This window comes from Amycolatopsis japonica (assembly GCF_000732925.1).
Classification (GTDB): Bacteria; Actinomycetota; Actinomycetes; order Mycobacteriales; family Pseudonocardiaceae; genus Amycolatopsis; species Amycolatopsis japonica.
This window is the reverse complement of sequence record NZ_CP008953.1, coordinates 54,825-75,251: the sequence shown is the minus strand read 5'-3', so window position 1 is coordinate 75,251 and position 20,427 is coordinate 54,825. Positions and strand designations below refer to the sequence as shown.

The following is a 20,427-nucleotide window of genomic DNA, read 5'->3' as shown; positions in this document are numbered from 1 at the left end:
GGTAAGTGGTGTTACCCGGTGTCTCCGAACGGTCACGGGGAACGAAACGAGACGTTAGGCCATTCGGCCCAATGAATACTCATTCCACTTTGGACTTTCGCAGGTCAGGTCAGGAGATCGTCGCGGTACGAAGGAGTTCTTCGACGCCCGGTGTCCGCCACTCGTCCATCACCACGATTTGCCTGTCCGCAAGGAACCAGATCCGCTGCGTCACTTGCGTCTCGCCGCTGCCGCCCGTCTGTCCACGAGGAACACACTGGATCGTCCACTCCTCGTAGGTCGCCGTCGCCCCGCCGACCGGTGCGGTGGCGGAAGCCGTCCGCGCGGCGTCACCCTCTTGGCGGAGGTCCTTGCGCCCGGCGGCGTTGCAGGCCCGGCCGCCCGCGCTGCGCCGGTAGAACTCCCCCGGCCGGTACGGCGGCTGCTCGGCGGAGCGCTGGGTGTTATCCGTGACGAGGACGTACTTGCAGTTGAAGTACTTCTTGGGATCCGGGCAGCCCGGCGCGACGAGCACCTTCTCCAGCCCCTGCGAGACCTCGGACCAGCCTTGCGGCAGATGCAGGGTGAGCGCTCCGGCCGAGACGTCCGTGACGCCCTGCGCCGGCGGGGCGGACGACGTGCCTTTGACCACCTTTCCGCTGGTCACGCCGTCGACAAGGGCGGGGTTCAACAGTCCGGCGACTTTGTCGTAGGGCAGTGTGAGGTCTTGGACGCTGCAGGCGGTGGTGAAGCCCAGGTCGGTCATGTTGGCCGTGACCTCGAGGGCGGTCGGCGCGAACGCGAGCCAGACCTTCGGGTCTCCGGTGAGGTCGGCCGCCCGGAGCGGCCGGTACGGGAAAATGGTGCTCGGAGGGCCGCACTGCTCCTTGTCGGGCCAGAGGACCTCGGTCAGTTCCCGGAGGCCCTCGTCGGTGAACTTCCCGGGGGCGAACAGTTCGGCCGGCGTGAGCGCCTTGCCCTCCTTGAGGTCGATCGTCACCGTCGCGCGGCCGTGCCCCCAGGTCGGATGCGGTTTGTTCACGAGGTCGCTGGTGTAGCGGACGGAGAGGTACCGCTCGTTCTGCGAGCGGATGTCGGCCTTGGTGGTCAGCGTGTACGGACCGCGTTCCGGCTCCAGCTTGGCGGCGCCGGGGCCGGTTTTGCGGTTCCAGGCGTCGATCGGCGCCATCAGCGCGTCGTTGACCCGCTTGAGCCAGGCTTGATCGGGCGAACCGGTCACCACCGGGTGGTCGCCGGTGTAGGCGAGGGTCGTGCCGGGCACCGTCCCGGACTCGGTCTTCATGGCGACCTTGAGCGCGACGGCCTGCGTGGTCGGCGGTGGCGGTGACGGGGTGCTCGCGTCGGAGAAGACGACCACCGAACCGACCACGGCGGCCGTCGCCGCGACCACCCCGGCGGTGATCTTCAGCCCGACCGCGATCCCGCCGGTCGACGCTGCCGCCGCACCCGTTCCGGCGGCGGCGACACCGGGCGCGGCCGCCGTACCGGCGCTGAGCAGGACCAACGGCGTCGCCGCGACGAGCACGCCTGCCGCCTTCGCCAGCCGCGACCAGCCCTTGCGTTCCCATTCGTCGCCGTATCCCGCGCGGGCGACGCGTTCCAGTTCACTGACGAACATGAGCGCGTCGACCGGTCGTTTCGACGGGTCCTTCGCCATCCCCAGCGCGACGATCTCGTGCACCGGCTGGGGGACTTCGCCGAACGGGATGGGTGCGTGTTCGTGCAGGGTGCGCAGCACTTCGGTCTGCTCGGCCTCGTACGGCCGGTGCCCGGCGACGCACTGGAAGAACACGCAGGTCGCGGCGTAGACGTCGGTCGCGGGGGTGGCCTGCCCGCCGGACCACTGCTCGGGCGCCATGTACGCGGGAGTTCCGACGGACGGGCCGCGTTCACCCGCCAGGACGGCCGTGCCGAAGTCGACCAGTTTGCTCTCGCCGGTGTCGGCGACGAGGACGTTGGCCGGTTTGTAGTCCCGGTGGACGACGTTCGCGGAGTGCGCCGCGGCCAGCCCGAGCAGCGATCCCTTCAGGACCGCGAGAGCGGCTTCCGGTTCGAGAGCGCCTTCGGCCTGGAGAACGGAACGCAGGGAGACGCCGTTGATCGCCTCCATGACGATCGCCGCGCCCTGCGGCGTCTCGAAGAACTCGTACAGCTTCACGACGTGCGGGCTCGTCACCCGGTGCAGCGCCAGGGCTTCCTGGCGGAACGCGTCGAGATAGGCGGGCTCGGCGGCGAAGCGGGAGAAGAGGTACTTGATCGCGACGACGTGGCCCGTGTTGTCCTGGCGCGCGAGCACCACGCGGCCGAAGGTGCCGGTGCCCAGCTGCTCCAGCTCCGTGAAGCCGGGCAGTCTCCACTCGTCGCTCACGTCTTGAATGTTCACTGCCATCGGGCCTCTTCCAAAATCTTGTCGAGGCCTGGAGTGTTCCACTCGTCCACGATCACGAGCTGCGTTTTCGGCAGGAACCAGACCCGCTGAGTGACGCTACCGCCGCCGGAACACGTGAGTCGCCACTCTTCGTAGGCCGCCTTCTTCGTCCCGATCGAACGAAGCTCCTTCGTCTGGAGGACAGGTGACCCCTGCGTCTCCCCTGGTGCCCCGAGCGAGTGACATGGACGCGGGCCGGTGGATCGGTTGTAGGGCTTGCCTGGTTCATACGCCGGCGTGGCCGGATCGACCCGCGAGTTGTCGCTGAAGACCACGCCCGCGCAATGGAACGGCTGCGTGCACTGGTCGGCGGTCACCAGGTAGCGCTCGATGGGTTCGCCGGAGAGCAGTCGCCAGTTTTCCGGCGTGGTGATGGTGAAGGCGCCGACGTTGTCCTCTTTGGTCTTTTCGCCCTGCGTGCCGCCGAGCAGGTGCGCGACCGCGGGACTCAGCAGGTCACGCAGCCGGTCGTAGGGCACGGTGACGGTGGTCGGATTGCAGACCATCGGGTACCCGAGCGCGAAGGCGGCGACGCGGAACTCCATCCCGTTCGCCGCGGGCGCCGCCTGCACGATCGCCCCGTCCTGGGTGTACCGGTCCGACATCGCGCCCGCGGGGAGGTGCTCAAGCGCCGACGGCGGCGTGGCGAGACACTCGCCAGGCTTGGCCGAGGCGTACATCCGGTCCTCGACCATCCGCATCCGTTGGGCGTTGCCGTCGACGTCGGCGAACAGGCCCGCGGTCGGGATCACGTCGCCGTCGGCCAGGTCGATCACAAGGGTCCGGACGGCGTAGGCGCCGTGGTTCCCGAGCTGGACCGTTTCGACCGAGCGTTCGTAGACGACCGAGATCAGCGTGTCGTCCTGGCGCAGGACCTCGGCGGTGGTGGACATATGCGGGATGTCGCCGTCGGGTTCCTTCTCCGGCGGGCTGCCCGGCGGCCAGACGCTCTTGAGCCAGCCGTCGATCGGCGCCATCAGCGCCTTGTTGACCCGCTCCTCGACCGCCTTGTCCTTCAACCCGCTGATGCGGACGTACTTCCCGTTGAAGTCGAAGCCGTCGAGCTTCTCGGTGCGGGTGAGGAGGTCGACCTTCATCGCGGCGACGGTCGTCGTCCGTGGCGGCGCTTCGTCGTCGCTGTTCGTGTTGACCACCACGACCGTCCCGACGGCGACCGCGGTGGCGGCGGCGACCGCGGCGGTGATCTTGAGGCCGAGCGCGATCCCGCCGCCGGCGGTGGCCGCGACCCCGCCGCCCGCGAGGACCGGCGCGGCCGCGGTTCCCGCGCCGAGCAGGGCCAACGGGGACAGGGCGACCAGGACACCGGCGCCTTTGGCGAGCCAGTGCCAGCCGTTGCGCTCCCAGTCCTCGCCGTACGCCTTCCTGGCGGACGCCTCCAGCTCCGCGACGAATTCGGCCGCGCCCGACGGCCGGTGGGCGACATCCTTCGCCATGCCGCGCGCGATGAGGTCGCGGACCGGTTCGGGCACTTCGCCGAACGGGATCGGGGCGTACTCGTGCAGCGTGCGGAGCACTTCGGTCTGCTCAGCCTCGTACGGCCGGTGGCCGACGACGCACTGGAAGAACACGCAGGTCGCGGCATAGACGTCGGTCGCGGGGGTGGCGACGCCGCCCGCCCACTGCTCGGGCGCCATGTACGCGGGGGTGCCCGCGGCGACCCCGGTCTGCCCGGCGAGCACGGCGATGCCGAAGTCGACGAGTTTGCTCTGCCCCTCGCGGGTGACCAGGACGTTGGCCGGTTTGTAGTCGCGGTGGACGGTGCCCGCGGCGTGCGCGCCGGCGAGACCGAGCAGCGAGCCCTTGAGGATGGCCAGCGCGGCTTCGGGTTCGAGCTTCTCCTGGCGGCCGAGGATCTCTTTCAGGGAGATTCCGTGAACGGCTTCCATGATGATCGCGGCGCCTTGCGGGGTCTCCACGAACTGGTGCAGACGGGCGATGTGCGGCCCCGAAACGCGGCTCAGGATCTGCGCCTCATGGCGGAACTCGGCCAGGTGTTGGGGGTCGGCGGCGAACCTCGCGTACAGGTATTTGATGGCCACGACCTGCGCGGATTCGTCGTGGCGGGCCAGCACGACCCGTCCGAATCCACCTTCGCCCAGCGACCCCAGCTCGGTGAAACCCGGCAAGGCCCAGTCGTCCACAGATTCCTCCGCGATTCCCGATCGTGTCCCCTTGGAGGTGAGCTGCGCCGCAGCGGTTCCCCGCCTTCCGGGTTTAGGGTTACCCGTCGGTCACTTAGCCCGTAGCGATGGAGGAACGATGCGTTCGCCGAAGGATTTCTTCGCCCCGCTCGCGGTGGGGGCGCCGGAACCGCTCCGCCAGATCCCCGTACCTCCTTCGCGGATGATCCACTTCTTCGATCCCAGCAACGAGAAGATGGCCGCCAAGGTCCCGGACATCGCCAAGAAGGTCGACGTCCTGCTCGGCAACCTCGAAGACGCCGTGCGCGCCGACCGCAAGGAGGCCGCGCGGAACGGGCTCGTCGCCATCGCGAAGTCGACCGACTTCGGCAAGACGCAGCTGTGGACGCGCGTCAACAGCCTCGACTCGCCGTGGGTGCTCGACGACCTGATCACGCTGGTCACCGAGATCGGCGACAAACTCGACGTGATCATGGTGCCGAAGGTCGAAGGCGCGCAGGACATCCACTACGTCGACCGGCTGCTGGCGCAGCTCGAAGCGCGGGCCGGGCTGACGAAACCGCTGCTGGTGCACGCGATCCTGGAGACCGCCAGCGGCGTCGCGAACGTCGAGGAGATCGCCGGCGCGAGCCCCCGGATGCAGGGCATCTCGCTCGGCCCGGCCGACCTCGCCGCGAGCCGCCGGATGAAGACCACCCGGGTGGGTGGCGGGCACCCCGGTTACCTCGTGCGCACCGACCCGACCGGCGAGGACCTGAACGAGGGACGCACGACGTATCAGCAGGATCTGTGGCACTACACCGTCGCGCGGATGGTCGACGCCTGCGCGGCGAACGGGATCCTGCCGTACTACGGGCCGTTCGGCGACATCCGCGACGTCGTGGCCTGTGAGGACCAGTTCCGCAACGCGTTCCTGCTCGGCTGTGTGGGCGCCTGGAGCCTGCACCCGGTGCAGATCGACATCGCCAAGAAGGTGTTCTCGCCTTCGCCCGAGGACGTTGCCTGGGCGCGGCGTGTGATCGCCGAGATGGGTGATGGCACCGGTGCGGTGATGATCGACGGCAAGATGCAGGACGACGCCTCGGTGAAGCAGTGCCGGGTGGTCGCCGAACTCGCGGACGCCCTCGCCGCCGACGATCCTGAACTCGCCGCCGCGTACGACGCGGCCACGAAGGAGGCTTCCTGATGAACCCCCGGCGTTCCGTCCTCTACATGCCCGGCGCGAACGAAAGAGCGCTGGAAAAGGCCAAGACGCTGGACGCGGACGGGCTCATCCTCGATCTCGAAGACGCCGTCGCGCCCGACGCGAAGGAAGCCGCACGTGAACGCGTTTGCGCCGCGGCTTCGTCGAAGGAATACGGCTCGCGCGAGGTGACCATCCGCGTCAACGGCCTCGACACCGAATGGCACGACGCCGACCTCCGCGCCGCCGCGCAGGCGGGCCCGGCCGCGATCGTGGTGCCGAAGGTGAACTCCGCCGCCGAAGTGCACAACATCGAGCGCGCGCTGGAACTCGGCGGCGCGCCGGACCACACGAAGATCTGGGCGATGGTCGAAACCCCGGTCGCGATGCTGCACGCGGAGGAGATCGCCGCGGCGTCCGAGCGGCTGACCGTGCTCGTCATGGGCACGAACGACCTGGCGAAGGAACTGCACGCCGAGTTCGTCCCCGGCCGCGCGCCGCTGCTGGGCGGGCTCTCCCTCGCGCTGCTGGCCGCGCGCGCGACCGGCAAGGCCATCCTCGACGGCGTCTACAACGACGTGAAGGACCTCGAAGGCTTCGAGGCGGAATGCGTGCAGGGACGTCAGTTCGGCTTCGACGGCAAGACGCTGATCCACCCGGCTCAGCTTGAGCCGTGCAACCGGATCTTCGCGCCGTCCGAGGAGGAGATCACGCGGTCGCGCAAGATCATCGCGGCGTTCGAGGAGGCGCAGGCGGCCGGGCAGGGCGTCGTGACCGTGGACGGGCGGATGATCGAGAACCTGCACGTGGAGAACGCGCGGCGGATCTTGGCGCTGGCCGAGGCGATCGGCGGCTGAAGGGCGCCATACCCGCATGAGACGCGGCGAAGGGCCCTTTAGCCGCGTCGTATGTGGGGAAAGCGTCCTTCAGCTCGCGCTAAGCTGGTCGACGATAGCCCCGGATGGCCCCTGACCTGCTGGTCATGTCACCGGGGCTTTGATCTTTCCGCGGCTGGTAGGCGAAGCAGGCCCTGCCGCGACTTGCACGAACCGGCGAATCGTCATCTTTTCCAGACGATTGCCTAAGCTGTACCTATGACCCAACAGCGGCTGACGTCGATCCAGATCGAAGGTTTTACCTCGATCCGTTCGGCGCGCGTCGAACTGGGCGCGATGAACGTGCTCATCGGCGCGAACGGCGCGGGCAAGAGCAACTTCGTCCACGCACTCGAGCTGCTCGGCCGCATCGTCGAGAGTGAGCTGGGGTTGTTCGTCGGGCTCAACGGCGGGGCTTCAGCGCTGCTCAACGTCGGCGGCTCGCCATCCCGGATACACCTCGAGCTGCAAGCCGAATCCAGCTCCTACGAGGCCACTCTGGTCCCGGCTACCCGTGATGAACTGGTCTTCGAGACAGAGATCATGCGCGCTGGTCCAACGGCGAGTAGCCAACCTTCCGCCGAGTCGATCGGGAAGGGACATCGCGAAACACGGCTACCTGACGAGGTCAGCCGGAACCCGGAAGGGATCGCCTCCCGCTTTGTCGACCTTCTCCAGGGCTGCAAGGTCTATCACTTCCACGACACCAGTGCCGACGCACCGGTCAAACGCCTCGTCCCCACCGCGGATGACGTAAACCTCAGGAAAGACGCCGGCAATCTTGCCGCCTACCTCTACCGCCTACAGAGAAGCAAAGACCCCGCCGAGCTTTCCGCCTATCGCCGGATAGTCGGCGCGGTTCAACTCGTGGCACCGTTCTTCCGAGATTTCTTCCTGAAGCCGGACACGAATGATCTGATCCTCTTACGTTGGCGACAGAAAGACTCGGATGCCGTCTTCTCCGCCAACCAGATGTCGGACGGGACGCTGCGCTTCCTCTGTCTGGCGACACTTCTGCTACAGCCAGAACTGCCGGGCCTTGTTGTGCTGGACGAACCCGAACTCGGACTCCATCCCTACGCGATCATTCAGCTCGCCGATCTACTGCGCCAAGCGTCACGGCGAAGCCAGGTGCTCATCGCCACCCAGTCCGTGACGCTCATGAATCAGTTCGAGGTCGGCGACCTGATAGTGGTCGAGCGCAAGGCGGGTGCCTCCGACTTCACCCGTCCGGATCTCTCCACTTTGGAAGGCTGGCTCGCCGACTACTCACTTGGCGACCTCTGGGAGAAGAACCTGCTCGGCGGACGTCCCGTCCGAGAGGAAAGCAATCGCAGATGACGCCCGATTATCGACATCTGCACCTGCTACTGGAAGGACAGACCGAGGAAACAGTGGTCAACAACGTCCTGGAACCGTATCTGCAGGACCGAGGTTGGACGATCACGAAGTCGATCGTGACGACCAAGAGGCCCGCCACAGGACCTGCCAGTCAGGGCGGCGTGAGCAACTGGGCCAAGCTGGAACGTGAGATCAGGCTTCTGCTGCGGAACAGCGACATCCACACACTCACCATCTTGTTCGACTACTACGGCTTTCCTGCTGATGGCCCCGGCATGAGGAACAGGCCTTCAGCCTCCCCGTACGAGCGGGTCGAACACGTCGAGAAGTCTTTGGCTACGGCGATTTCCGATACGCGGTTCGTTCCCCACCTGGTCCTGCACGAACTGGAGACGTGGGTTTTCGCCGCCGCCGAGCAGATTGGCTGGCTGTTCTCGGGCACCGGCCTTGCGGAACGGCTCCAGAAAGACGTACACGGCGCGGGCGGTCCTGAGTTGGTGAACGACGGCATCGACACCTCCCCCTCGAAACGCCTCGCTCGCTACTGCAAGGGCTACTCGAAGACGAACGACGGGCCGCTGGCCATAGCGGACCTGGGCATAGACGGACTCCGCTCACAGTGTCCCCACTTGGACTCCTGGCTAACTCATCTCGATACCCGGCTGAACTAGTTAAGGCCAGGGGCGCGGAGTGGGGCGAAGGGTTTCGTAGGCGGCAGCGGCGCGAAGGACGTCGAGGTCCGCGAAGCGGCGGCCGCTGATTTGCAGGCCGATGGGCTGGTCGTCGCTCGTGTAGCCGCAGTTGATCGAGACGGCGGGCTGGCCGGACATGTTGTACGGCACGGTGAACGCGATGTGCTCGAACGGGCGGCGCGGGTCGTTGGTCGGCGAGGGCCAGTCGGCGGGCGGGGCCGAGACCGGGCAGGTCGGGGACAGGACGACGTCGAACCGCTCGGTCGCGCGCAGGGTCGCGACGGCGATGGCGTCGATCTGCGCGAAGCCGCGGTAGGCGTCGACACCGCTGACGTCGGCGCCGCCGGCGGCCCAGTCGGCGATGTACGGCAGCACCTTCGCGCGGCGGTCTTCGGGCAGGGCCGACATGTCCGACCAGGCCCGGACGCGCCAGAAGGTGTCGAGCCCGTCGAGCATCTCCCGGCGCAAGAACGGCGAAACCGGCTCGACGACGGCACCGGCCGCCTCGAAGACACGGGCGGCTTCGGTGACGGCGGCGATCGTCTCCGGCAGCACGGGAAGCCCGACGCCGGGGTCGAGGTGCAGCCCGATCCGCAGGCCCTTGACCTCGGCCGAAAGCGAAGCCCAGTCCACAGAGGACGCCGGCAGCGAGAGGTGATCGCGACCATCCACACCGGACAGAACGCTCATCAGCAGCGCGGTGTCCGCCACGGTCCGCGTCATCGGCCCGGCGACGCGGCCGAGGAACGGCGGATCCACCGGCACCCGGCCGAAGCTCGGCTTCAGCCCGACCAGACCGCACCAGCCGGCGGGCAGCCGGATCGAGCCGCCGATGTCGGTGCCGACGTGCAGCGGGCCGTAGCCCGCGGCGGCCGCCGAACCCGCACCGGCGCTGGAGCCGCCGGGCGTGCGCGTGGTGTCCCACGGATTTCGCGACGCGGTGTGGAAGCTCGACAGCCCGGAGGTCAGCATCCCGTAGTCCGGCATGGTCGTCTTGCCCAGCAGAACGCCACCGGACTCGCGCACGCGAGCGCTCGCCGGGGCGTCTTCGGGCGCGGGCGTCAGCGACGTGGCGGCCGTGCCGAGCGGGACCGGGGTGCCGCGCGTCGCGATGTTCTCCTTGAGCGTCAACGGAACGCCGTCGATCGGGCCGAGTGGTTCGCCCGCGTGCCAACGGCTTTCGGACGCCTTCGCGTCTTCGCGTGCTCCGCTCGGGTCGTACGCGTAGAGCGCGTGCAGTTCAGGCTCGCGCGCCTCGACGCGGGCGAGGACCGCTTCGGTGACCTCGACCGGCGACAGCGTCCCAGCGCGGTACTGGGCGACCAGTTCGACGGCGGTCAGATCGGGCAACTCCGGCACGGCAGGGCTCCTTACGTCGCGGGCGGTTCGAAGCGGCCGTCGACCGCGGTCCAGCCGCCGTCCACCGCCAGCACGGAGCCGGTGACGAACGACGACGCGTCCGACGCCAGGTACACGACGGCGCCCGCGAGTTCGTCCGGGCGCGCCCATCGGCCGAGCGCGCCCTTGGTCGCGTACGCGTCGTACCAGGCCGGATTCGCCTTGATCTGCGCGGTCAGCGGGGTTTCGACGACGCCGGGCGCGATCGCGTTCACCCGCACCCCCGCCGGGCCGAACTCCGCCGCGGCCGTGCGGAACAGCTGCACCAGCCCGGCTTTCGTCGCCGCGTACGGGCCTTGGCCTGGTTCGACGGTGGTGCCGCGGATCGACGAGAACCCGACGATGCTCCCCCGCCCGCGCTCGACCATCCCGGCGCCGAACGCGCGGACGACCTCGAAGGTCGCGCCGAGGTTCAGCGCGATCACCCGGTCGAATTCCTCGCGCGTGTACTCCAGCAGCCGTTTGCGCACGTTGGTCGCGGCGGTCAGCACGACGACGTCGATCTCGCCGAGCTCCTCCGCCGCCCGCGCCGCCGCGCCCTCCGAGAGCAGGTCGACCTCGTACGCCTCGCCCACGCCGGTTTCCTTGGCCGCGGCGACATCGCGGTCCGCGACGATCACCTCGGCGCCGTGCGCGGCCAGTGCTTTCGCGGATTCGCGGCCGATCCCGCTACCGCCGCCGAGGACGACGGCCCGCTTCCCGTCGAGCCGGAACAGGTTTTCGTACGTCACGGGCGCAGCACCGCCATTCTCGTCACGGTCAGTTCTTCGACCGCGAACCGCGGCCCTTCCCGCCCGATCCCGGAGTCCTTCACGCCGCCGTACGGCATGGTGTCGGACCGGAACCCGGGCACCTCGTTGACCACCACGCCGCCGACTTCGAGCTCGTCGAGCGCGCGGAACGCCGTCTTCAACGACGTGCTGAACACCGAGGCGTGCAGCCCGTAGCGCGACGCGTTGACCGCATCGAACGCTTCGTCCACAGAGGACACAGTGCGGATGCAGACCACGGGACCGAAGATCTCCTCGTCCCAGCATTCGAGGCCGTCGGGCACGTCGAGCAGCACGGTCGGCCGGATCACCGTGCCGTCGACACCGCCTCCGACCAGCCGCGCACCGGCCGAAGTCGCTTTGTCGACCCACTCCTGAACGCGCCGCGTCGAGCCTGGGTCGATCAGCGCCGAAACCCGCGTCTTCTCGTCGCGGGGATCACCGGTGACGACCTCGCCGAGCCGCGCCAGCACCCGTTCGGTGAATTCCTCGGCGACGGCGTCCACGACCAGCACTCGCTGCACCGAAATGCAGGCCTGCCCGGACGCGTAGAACCCGCCACGCAGCACGGCGTCCGCGGCCGCGTCGAGGTCCGCGTCCTCCGCGACCACCAGTGCCGCGTTGGAACCCAGCTCCAGCAACGTCTTCGTGGGCGCGGCGTCGCGCGCGATCCGGTGCCCGACCAGCGCGGATCCGGTGAACGACACCGCGCCGACCCGCCGATCCGTGACCAGCGCCGAGCCGACGGCCGCGTCGCCGGTGACCAGCTGGACCATCTCGCGCAGGTCGGTCAGCGAGCGCACCAGATGCACGAGCCACAACGTCGCCAGCGGCGTCTGCGGCGCGGGTTTCACCACCACCGGGCAGCCCGCGGCGATGGCGGGCGCGATCTTGTGCGACGCCAGGAGCAGCGGATAGTTGAACCCGGCGATGCCGACCACCACGCCGATCGGCTTGCGTTTCCAGAACCCGACCAGCCCGTCACCGGACGGCAGCAGGTCGAGCGGAACGGTCTCGCCATGCAGCCGCGAGACCTCCTCGGCGGCGGCCTGCCAGGTGACGATCGTGCGGGCGACCTCGACGCGGCAATCGACCAGCGGTTTTCCGGTCTCCAGCACCAGAAGCTGCTCGAAGTCGGAGCGCCGGGCCGCCAAAGCGGCGGCGACGTCGCTGAGAAGTGAACGCCGGGTCCGCGACGGCAGGGCCGCGACCTGCTTGAACACCGCGACCGCCTCGTCGATCGCCCGCGTGGCCAGCTCCGGCGTCCCGACCGGTGCCCGGCCGATCTCACTCCCGTCGAACGGGAAGTTCACCGGAAAATTGTCCACAGTGGACACCCAACCGTCACCGATCGGCAGTCCCTCCGGGTATTCAGCCATCGTCCCCTCCCCTCAACCGAGCCAGTTCGGCCCGCAGATTCGGCGCGGCCGCCAGCAGTTCCCTGGTGTACTCGTGTTCCGGCGCGTCGTAGACCTGGTCGACGTCGCCGATCTCGACGATCTCCCCGCGCCGCATCACCGCGACCCGGTCGCAGACGTGCCGCACCACGCCGAGATCGTGCGAGACGAAGATCAGCGTCAGCGAATACAGCTCGACCAGCGACGCGAGCAGGTCGAGGATCTGCTTGCGCACCGAGACGTCGAGCGCGCTCACCGGCTCGTCCGCGATGAGGACGCTCGGATTCGGCGCGAGCGCCCGCGCGATCGAGATGCGCTGACGTTGCCCGCCGGAGAACTGGTGCGGATACCGTCCCGCCGCATCCGAAGGCAGCCCGACGGCCTTCAGCAGCTCCGAGACCCGCGCGGGATCCCTCCGGCCCAATGGTTCGGAGATGATGTCGCGGACCCGCATCCGCGGATCGAGCGAACCCATCGGATCTTGGAAGACGATCTGCAGTTCCGACCGCAGGAAGCCGAGTTTGCGTTCCGGCAGGGTGTCCACGCGCTTGCCCTGGAACGAGACGCTGCCCGCCGTCGGCTTGTCGAGCGCGGCCAGCAATCTGACCAAAGTGGACTTTCCCGAACCGGATTCGCCGACGATCCCGAAGCGTTGACCGGCCTCGACGTCGAACGACACTCCGCGCAAAGCGTGGACATCACGCCTGGTGTACCGACGTTCGAGATCCCGCACTGAGATCATCATCGGCTCGCCTCCAGATCCGAAGCGGCCAACAGCTTCTTCGTGTACTCGTGCTGTGGCGCGGTGAGGACGTCGCGGGTGGTACCGGCTTCGACGATCTCGCCGTCCAGCATCACCAGCACCCGCTCGCACACCGACGCCACGACGGCGAGGTCGTGCGTGATGAACAGCAGCGCGCTCTCCCGCTCCCGAACCCCGTCGAGGATCAGTTCCAGGATCTGCGCCTGCACGGTGACGTCCAGCGCGGTCGTCGGCTCGTCGCAGATGAGCAGCTTCGGGTCGTTGGCCAGCGCGATCGCGAGGACGACGCGTTGCCGCTGCCCGCCGGACAGTTGATGCGGGTAGGCACGAGCGACCCCGGGCAGTCCGACGGACGCCAGCAAAGCCTCGGGATCCCTCCCGCCCTTGCGATGGATCCGCATCGGCTCGGCCACCTGCGCGCCGACCCGCATCGCCGGGTTCAACGCGGTCATCGGCTCCTGGAACACCATCGACATCTCGTTGCCGCGCAACCGCGACAGCTCCTTCTCCGGCGCGCCGAGCAGCTCGCGGCCGTCGAGTTTCACCGATCCGGAGGCGGCGAGCTCTTCGGGCAGCAGCCCCATGATCGACAACGCCGTCAACGACTTCCCGGAACCGGACTCGCCGATCAGCCCGACCCGCTCACCGCGAGCGATGCCGAACGAGACGTCGCGGACCAGCCCGGAAATGCCGAGACCATGGACTTCGAGGGTCATAGCCGCGCCGCCAATCGGGGATCGAGACGATCGCGCAGGCCGTCACCGAGCAGGTTGAACCCGAGGACGGCGATGGCGATCGCGACACCGGGCACGAGCGCGAGCCGCGGATGCAGGGTCAGGAACACCTGGGATTCCTGCAGCATGCGGCCCCACGACGGGGTCGGCGGCCGCGTGCCGAAGCCGAGGAACGACAACGCCGCTTCCGCGAGCACGGCGATCGCGAACGACACCGACGCCTGCACGATCAGCAGCCCGGAGATGTTCGGCAGCACATGCCGCGCCGCGATGTTCAGCCGCGACCGGCCCGCCGACCGCGCGGCCAGCACGAACTCGCTGCTCATCACCTGCAGCGTGCCCGAACGCGCGATCCGCGCGAACGACGGGATGGTCGCGATACCGATCGCCACCATGGCGGTCAAAGTGTCCGCCCCGAACACCGCGCCGAACATGATCGCCAGTAGCAACGCGGGGAACGCGAGCACGAGATCGTTGACCCGCATGACGAATTCGCCGAGCCACCGCGACGACATCCCGGCGAGGATCCCGAGCGGCGTCCCGATCACCGCGGCGATCCCGACCGCGACCACGCCGACGTACAGCGTCGTCCGCGCGCCGACCATGATCTGGCTGAGCACGTCGCGGCCGAAACTGTCGGTACCGAGCGGATTCGAGCCGCTGAAATCGTGCAGCCGGTTGGCCGCGTCGACCTTCACCGGGTCGAACGGCGTCCACACGAACGAAAGCAGCGCGGCGAGCACGATCAGCGCGACCAGGACACCGCCGACGACGAGACTGCGGTTACGCATCAGGAACCCCGCAATCTCGGGTCGAGCACCGTGTACAGGACGTCGACCACGAAGTTCACCAGCAGTACGCCGACCACCAGGACCAGCACGATCCCCTGCACGGACAACAGATCCCGCGACGCCACCGAGTCGAGCAGCATGCTGCCCAGCCCCGGCAGGACGAACACGCGCTCGACGACGACTGCGCCGATCAGCAGCGTCGAAAGCTGCAGCCCGAGCACCGTCACCACCGGCACGGCGGCGTTGCGCAGACCGTGGCGGAACAAGGCTTGGAACGGCCGCAGCCCCTTGGAGCGCGCCGTGCGCAGGTAGTCCTGGCCGAGCGTGTCGAGCACGGCCGACCGGACGTAGCGGGTGAGCACCGCGCCTTGCACCAGCCCCAAGGACAACGCGGGCAGGACGAGACCGCGGAGGAATTCGCCGGGGTCCTGCACCGGTGGTGTCCAGCCGCCGGAGGGCAGCCAGCGCAACTGCACCGCGAAGATCTGCACCAGGATGATGCCGGCGAGGAACGCGGGGATCGCGACGCCGATCTGCGACAGCCCGGAAACCGCCGTGCCGTCCGCCTTCCGGTGCCGTACCGCGGCGAACGTCCCGGCCGGGACGGCGATCAGCAACGCCACCAGCATTCCGGCCCCGACCAGCCACAACGTGACGCCGAGGCGGTCGGTCAGCGCCGGGCCGATCTCCTCGCGCGTAACGTACGAGCGGCCGAAGTCGCCTTGCAGGACACCGCCGATCCAGTCGAAGTACTGCGTCACGAGCGGCCTGTCGATGCCGAATTCGGCGCGGGTCTTCGCGACCAGTTCCGGGGTCGCGTTGACGCCGAGCGCGACCTGCGCCGGATCGCCCGGCAGCACGGCCATGAACAGGAACACCACGATGGACGCGACCAGCACACTGGCCACCAGGATCGCCACCCGGCGCACGATCTTGACCGTCATCGCGGCGCCAATCCCGTGAGATCGAAGGACTCGCTGACCTGGTTGCGGACGAACCCGGTCACCTTGTTCTTCGCCACGATCACGTTGGGGAACAGGAAGAGCCAGTCCGCGGCGGCGTCTTCGGACAGCCTCCGCGCGACCTGCCTCATCGCGTCGATCTGCTCCTGAGGCGTTCCGGCGTCGGCCTTCGCCAGGTTCTGCTGGACGAGCTTGCCGTCGTAACCCCAGTAGTACTTCGGCCTGCCGAAGGTGACGATGTCGCGCGCCTCGACGTGCTGGATGATCGACAGGTCGTAGTCGTGGTCGGTGAAGACCTGCTTGAGCCACACCGACGGGAAGTCCAGCGGCTCGATCGTCACCGTGACCCCGACGTCCGCCAGTTGCGACGACACCACCTGCGCGGCCGAAACCGCGTACGGCAGATTCGGGATCCGCAGCCGTAATGAAGGATTCGGTTGTCCCGCTTCCGCGAGCAGAGCTTTCGCCTTGGCGGGATCGAACGGATACGCGTTCGACAGGTCTTCGTACCAAGGGTCGGTCGGCGGAACCATACTGCCGATGAGCGTGCCGCGACCGGCCCACGCCGTGTCCAGCAACGCTTTCCGGTCGATCGCGTACGACAAAGCTTTTCGCACCCGGACGTCGTTCAGCGGCGGGCGCGCGTTGTTGAACGCGAGCGTGACCTCGCTGTTGGTCGTGCCTTCGACGACGGTGAACCGGTCGTCGCTCTGGAACTGCGGGATCGAATCCGGCACGGTGATCGCGGAGATGACGTCGATCCCGTTGCTGAGCAAGGCGTTGTTGAGCGCCGTCGGATCCTTGATGTACTTGAGGACCACGGTGGAGTAGGCCGGTTTCGTGCCCCAGTACGCGGGATTCTGCTTGAGGACGATGGAGTCGCCACGACGTCGCGAGGACACCGTGTACGGCCCGGTGCCGACCGGTTTGTTCGCCAGATCCGCGACCCCGGTCGGGCTGAACATCGCACCGAGGCGGCTGGTGAGGCTGAACAGCCAGCCGTTGCTGGGTTTCGTGAGCACGACCCGCGCGTGATCCGGCGCCACCACGTCGACCCGGTCGACGACGTCCATTGTGGACTTGATCGACACGGTCCAGTCCGTCTTCACGCGCATCAGCGAGAACTTGACGTCCTCGGCGGTGAACGGCGCCCCGTTGCTGAACTTCGCGTTCTTCCGAAGCTTGAAGTCGTAGGTCTTGCGGTCTTCCGAAATCGTCCACGATTCGGCCAGCAGCGGCACGATCTTCGCGTTCGCGTCGAGCTTCACCAGGCCCTCGTAGACGTTGTAGAGCAAGGCCTGCGGGATGGCGGCGCCGTCCGTACGGGTGAAGTCGAAGTTCGCGGGTTCGGCGGTGTAACCGATGGCGAGCGTGCCTGGATCCTTGGCCACGGTGGCACTCGAGCCGGCGGAGCAGCCGGACGCCACCAGCAGCAACGCCACCACTGCCGCGTGAATCCGGGCTTTCATCCTGCCCCCTGACCGGTAGACTGGTCTGACCAGTAAACCAGACGAGACGGCAGGGTCAAGATGGAATTCGAGCCGGTCGCCCCTGTCCGCGCGTACCAGCGTGTCGTCGAACAGATCGAGGAAGCCGTGTTCAGCGGCCGGATCAAACCGGGCGACCGGTTGCCGAGCGAACGCGAGCTGATGGTCCAGTTCGACGTCGGCCGCTCGACCGTGCGCGAGGCGCTGCGTGTACTGCAAGCAGCGGAAATGATCCGCTCGCGGCCAGGCGATCCGCGCGGGCCCGAGGTTCTGGCCGCCTCCCCCGCCGCGTTGCACCGGTCGATGCACCGGCTCGCGCGGGCCGACCATCTCGGGTTGTCCGAACTCCTGCAGTTCCGCATGGTGCTCGACGGTTCCGCACATCTGCTCGCCGCGCAGCTCAGGACGGAGGACCATCTCGCCGAACTGGACGCCGCGCTGGAGGCGATGCGCGCGGGCGTCTCGGAGGGATTCGCGGAGTTCTCCCATGCGGACGTCGCGTTCCACGAGGCCATCGCCCGCGCGACGGGGAATCCGCTGCTGGTGATCAGCGGGGAGGTCGTCCGCGGCGTCGTACTGGAACTCATCGAGGACAAACTGGAGCACGCCGACGACCGGACGGCGTTGATGCGCAGCTGGCTGACGCATCACGAAGAAGTGCTCGGCGCGATCCGGGATTCCGACGGCGAACGCGCTTCGCGGCTGGCGAAGCAAGCGCTCTACGACAACTACGCCGAGTACGTCCCCGAAGAGCAACGACGTCTCTTGCAGCCACTACTCGCCTGACCACCCCTACACTCACTCAGGTGGGGGATACCAACAAAGCTTCGACCACCCGGCAAGGCGTCGGTCTCGCGTTGTCCGGCGGCGGCTACCGCGCGATGTTGTTCCACACCGGGGCCCTGTGGCGGCTCAACGAACTCGGCTGGCTGTCGAAGATCTCGACGTTCTCCAGCGTTTCGGGCGGCTCGATCGCGGCAGGCGTGCTCGCGCACGCTTGGGCGGACCTGAAGTTCGAGAACGGTGTCGCGGACAACTTCTCCGACAAGGTCGTCGCGCCGATCCGGAACCTGGCCCGCAAACGGCTCGACATCCCGGTCACCCTGCTCGCCATGGCCGTGCCCTGGCGGAGTGCCGGCGAGGAGCTCGCGCGGGTGTACGCGAAACACCTGTTCGGCGACTGCTGCCTGAAGGACATCGACCCGACGGGGCCGCAGTTCGTCTTCACCGCGACGAACCTCCAGGACGGCGCGCTGTGGTGGTTCTTCCGGCAGAACGGCCCGCACGGGAACATCCCGCTCGCGACCGCGGTGGCCGCGTCTTCGGCGTTCCCGCCGATGCTCTCGCCCGTGGTGATCCAGGATCCGCATTCCGCCGAGCGGAAACGCAAGATCGTGCTGAGCGACGCCGGTGTCTACGACAACCTCGGCCTGGACCCGGTCGAGGGCCACGCGACGGTGCTGGTGAGCGACGCGGGCAAGCGGATGAAGGTCACGCGCAACGTCAAACGCGACTGGGGACGGCAACTGCTGCGCGTCCTCGACGTGATCGACAACCAGGTGCGCGAACTGCGGCGCGGCGCGTTGCTGAAGTCCTATGTGGAGAAGGATTTCACCGGCGCCTACTGGGGGTCTTACGTCGATCTCGCGAACTTCCAGCTCGAAGATTCGCTCGCGGCGCCCGCCGAGCGCACCCACGTGCTGGCGGAAACCCCGACGCGCCTGACGAAACTGCCGGAAGTGCTGCAGGAGCGGTTGATCAACTGGGGCTACGCGGCCTGTGACGCGGGGATGCGGAAGTGGGTCGACACCGAGGCGACGGCTCCGGGCGGGTTCCCGTTCCCTGCCGCCGGGGTGGGCTGAGCGCGTCCCCGAATGCAAGGAAAGGTCCTTTCCTCGCAAATTTCGCAAGGAAAGGACCTTTCATGGCGCTCGTCAGGCGACCAGGTTCGCGTAAACGATGATGTTGTCCTGGTAGCTGTGCTCTTCCTTGTCGAAGACACCGCCACAGGTGATCAGCCGCAGCTGCGGCTTGTCCGTGTTGCCGTAGACCGCTTCCTCGGGGAACTGGTCCTTGGGCACCTGGTCCTTCTTCTCGACCACGAACTTCAGGTTCTTGCCGTCGCTGCGCTCGACGAGCACCTCGTCACCCGGGTTGACGTCCTTGAGCTTGTAGAAGATGCCCGGCTGCTTGTTGCCGTCGACGTGGCCGAGCAGGATCGACGGGCCGACGTCGCCGGGCACCGGCGAAAGCCGGTACCACGCGGCCTGCATCGGGTTCTTCGCCGACGGGACGGACATCTTGCCGTCCTTGCCGACCGCGACGGTGACCAGACTCGACTCCGCGCCGATCTTGGGGATCTTCACGTTCGTCGGACGGGTCCCGTTGTACGGCTTGACCACCGGCGGAGCCGATTCCGACGGCGCCGCGGCGGGCGCGGCGGGTTCGTCGGTGCCGCATCCCGTCAGCGCGAGGGAAAGCACAAGGGCGGCCGCGACCACGCGGCCGCCCTGCGTCAGGAGCTTCATCGGATCAGGCCGCGGTGGCGCCGAAACCGGTCTCGATGCCGCCCTTCGGCTTCAGCTTGACCTGCTTCTTCGGCTGCTCCGGCTTGGTGCCCGGCGCGGTCGAGCCGCCGCCGACCGTCTCGATCTCGATGTCACCCTTGCCCGGCTTGCCGTCGCAGGTCCAGGTGAAGGTGCTCGACGTGCCCTTGAAACCGGGCTTGGCCTCGACGATGTAGATCCACAGGTAGGCGTCGCCACCGTCCTGGAACGAGTCGACGATGGTGAAGTCCGGCGCGGTGACGTCCGCGGGCTCCGAACCGCACAGGATCGCCAGCGCGCCCTCGTTGCCCTCGACGTAGCCGGCGCCGACGTTCAGCTCCGGCTTCGGCGGAGTGGTGGTGGTCGGCTTCTCCGACGTGGAGGTCGACGGCTTGCCGGAGGTGGGCGTGCCGCTGGTCGAGGTCGGCGTGCCGGTCTCGGAGGAGGACGGCGGGGCCGTCGTGACCTTGCCGCCCGACCACGAGGGCGGGTTGCTGACCTGGCCGCCGGACCACGAGGGCGAGGGCGCCGTGGTGGGCGTCTCGCTCGTCGGCGCGGGAGGCGTGGTCGTCGTTTCGGTCTGCGCCATCGCGACCGGCGTCACGGCCAGCGAGATGACGGCGCCGGCCAGCACCGCACCCGCGAGGCGGCCCAACGTCTTCTTCAAAGTGATCTCCCAGTGGAAAAGCATCGCAACGCACGGTGACCCCCACCATGCGACCACCCAGGGAAGATTCCCACGTATGGGTGATAGCGCGATCCTGGCCGAAAACCGCGGCCGGACGTAGCGAATAGACGGTGACAAAAGCCACCGTGAAAACGGGTAACGCGGGAGTGGTCTCGGCCGATACAAGGGCCCGAAAGTCGCTCAGCCAAGGGAAAAACTCGCGGCGACGAG

18 protein-coding genes are annotated in these 20,427 nt (G+C 68.0%); 6 read left to right on the top strand and 12 right to left on the bottom strand.

The window, feature by feature from the left end; all coding sequences use genetic code 11:
• Positions 1-109 precede the first annotated feature (109 nt).
• Entirely contained in the window at positions 110-2,368 is a 2,259-nt protein-coding gene (locus AJAP_RS00370) for a serine/threonine-protein kinase (RefSeq protein WP_228694827.1), read from the bottom strand.
• A gap of 11 nt (positions 2,369-2,379) precedes the next feature.
• Positions 2,380-4,590 carry a serine/threonine-protein kinase gene (locus AJAP_RS00365; RefSeq protein WP_038507142.1) on the bottom strand — a complete coding sequence of 737 codons (2,211 nt, stop codon included), beginning with the start codon at positions 4,588-4,590 and terminating at the stop codon, positions 2,380-2,382.
• Positions 4,591-4,708: 118 nt separating this feature from the next.
• Between AJAP_RS00365 and AJAP_RS00360 the strand changes: the two genes are divergently transcribed.
• The 4 genes from AJAP_RS00360 (at position 4,709) to AJAP_RS00345 (ending at position 8,660) form a co-directional block, all read left to right on the top strand.
• Entirely contained in the window at positions 4,709-5,776 is a 1,068-nt protein-coding gene (locus AJAP_RS00360) for an HpcH/HpaI aldolase/citrate lyase family protein (protein ID WP_038507139.1), read from the top strand.
• Positions 5,776-6,630, top strand: coding sequence for an HpcH/HpaI aldolase/citrate lyase family protein (locus AJAP_RS00355; RefSeq protein ID WP_038507137.1), 855 nt, complete (start codon positions 5,776-5,778; stop codon positions 6,628-6,630). Before AJAP_RS00360 ends, AJAP_RS00355 begins: the two co-directional genes overlap by 1 nt.
• Before the next feature lie 237 nt (positions 6,631-6,867).
• The gene (locus AJAP_RS00350; RefSeq protein ID WP_038507135.1) at positions 6,868-7,989 is read left to right on the top strand and encodes an AAA family ATPase; all 1,122 of its coding nucleotides are present in this window, start codon (positions 6,868-6,870) and stop codon (positions 7,987-7,989) included.
• Positions 7,986-8,660 (top strand): DUF4276 family protein, encoded by a 675-nt coding sequence (locus AJAP_RS00345; RefSeq protein WP_038507132.1) that lies wholly within the window; start codon positions 7,986-7,988, stop codon positions 8,658-8,660. Before AJAP_RS00350 ends, AJAP_RS00345 begins: the two co-directional genes overlap by 4 nt.
• On the opposite strand, the gene AJAP_RS00340 is transcribed toward AJAP_RS00345, so the two are convergent.
• Genes AJAP_RS00340 through AJAP_RS00305 form a run of 8 tightly spaced genes read right to left on the bottom strand, consistent with a single transcriptional unit; the run spans position 8,661 to position 16,965 of the window.
• Entirely contained in the window at positions 8,661-10,040 is a 1,380-nt protein-coding gene (locus AJAP_RS00340; protein ID WP_038507130.1) for an amidase, read from the bottom strand.
• Between the two features lie 11 nt (positions 10,041-10,051).
• Positions 10,052-10,810 (bottom strand): SDR family NAD(P)-dependent oxidoreductase, encoded by a 759-nt coding sequence (locus AJAP_RS00335; RefSeq protein ID WP_038507128.1) that lies wholly within the window; start codon positions 10,808-10,810, stop codon positions 10,052-10,054.
• A complete protein-coding gene (locus AJAP_RS00330) occupies positions 10,807-12,228 on the bottom strand; it encodes an aldehyde dehydrogenase family protein (protein ID WP_038507125.1) in 1,422 nt (473 codons plus the stop codon). The genes AJAP_RS00335 and AJAP_RS00330 overlap by 4 nt, the downstream gene beginning before the upstream one ends.
• Positions 12,221-12,991, bottom strand: coding sequence for an ABC transporter ATP-binding protein (locus AJAP_RS00325; protein WP_083649885.1), 771 nt, complete (start codon positions 12,989-12,991; stop codon positions 12,221-12,223). Before AJAP_RS00325 ends, AJAP_RS00330 begins: the two co-directional genes overlap by 8 nt.
• Complete coding sequence (locus AJAP_RS00320) at positions 12,988-13,725, bottom strand: ABC transporter ATP-binding protein (RefSeq protein ID WP_038507123.1); 738 nt, start codon at positions 13,723-13,725, stop codon at positions 12,988-12,990. The genes AJAP_RS00325 and AJAP_RS00320 overlap by 4 nt, the downstream gene beginning before the upstream one ends.
• On the bottom strand, positions 13,722-14,534 hold the full coding sequence (locus AJAP_RS00315; RefSeq protein WP_038507120.1) for an ABC transporter permease: 813 nt from the start codon (positions 14,532-14,534) through the stop codon (positions 13,722-13,724). The genes AJAP_RS00320 and AJAP_RS00315 overlap by 4 nt, the downstream gene beginning before the upstream one ends.
• The gene (locus AJAP_RS00310) at positions 14,534-15,478 is read right to left on the bottom strand and encodes an ABC transporter permease (RefSeq protein ID WP_038507117.1); all 945 of its coding nucleotides are present in this window, start codon (positions 15,476-15,478) and stop codon (positions 14,534-14,536) included. The genes AJAP_RS00315 and AJAP_RS00310 overlap by 1 nt, the downstream gene beginning before the upstream one ends.
• A complete protein-coding gene (locus AJAP_RS00305) occupies positions 15,475-16,965 on the bottom strand; it encodes an ABC transporter substrate-binding protein (RefSeq protein WP_038507114.1) in 1,491 nt (496 codons plus the stop codon). Before AJAP_RS00305 ends, AJAP_RS00310 begins: the two co-directional genes overlap by 4 nt.
• A gap of 60 nt (positions 16,966-17,025) precedes the next feature.
• On the opposite strand from AJAP_RS00305, the gene AJAP_RS00300 reads away from it, so the two are divergent.
• Both AJAP_RS00300 and AJAP_RS00295 read left to right on the top strand, forming a co-directional pair.
• Positions 17,026-17,769: a FadR/GntR family transcriptional regulator gene (locus AJAP_RS00300; RefSeq protein ID WP_038507112.1), complete on the top strand. Its 744-nt coding sequence runs from the start codon at positions 17,026-17,028 to the stop codon at positions 17,767-17,769.
• A 20-nt stretch (positions 17,770-17,789) separates the two neighbouring features.
• On the top strand, positions 17,790-18,845 hold the full coding sequence (locus tag AJAP_RS00295) for a patatin-like phospholipase family protein (RefSeq protein ID WP_038507109.1): 1,056 nt from the start codon (positions 17,790-17,792) through the stop codon (positions 18,843-18,845).
• Positions 18,846-18,917: 72 nt separating this feature from the next.
• Here AJAP_RS00295 and AJAP_RS00290 read toward each other — a convergent pair whose 3' ends face one another.
• Both AJAP_RS00290 and AJAP_RS00285 read right to left on the bottom strand, forming a co-directional pair.
• Positions 18,918-19,511, bottom strand: coding sequence for a class F sortase (locus tag AJAP_RS00290; protein WP_051972292.1), 594 nt, complete (start codon positions 19,509-19,511; stop codon positions 18,918-18,920).
• Positions 19,512-19,515: 4 nt separating this feature from the next.
• Positions 19,516-20,220, bottom strand: coding sequence for a hypothetical protein (locus AJAP_RS00285; protein ID WP_228694826.1), 705 nt, complete (start codon positions 20,218-20,220; stop codon positions 19,516-19,518).
• Between the last annotated feature and the right edge of the window lie 207 nt (positions 20,221-20,427).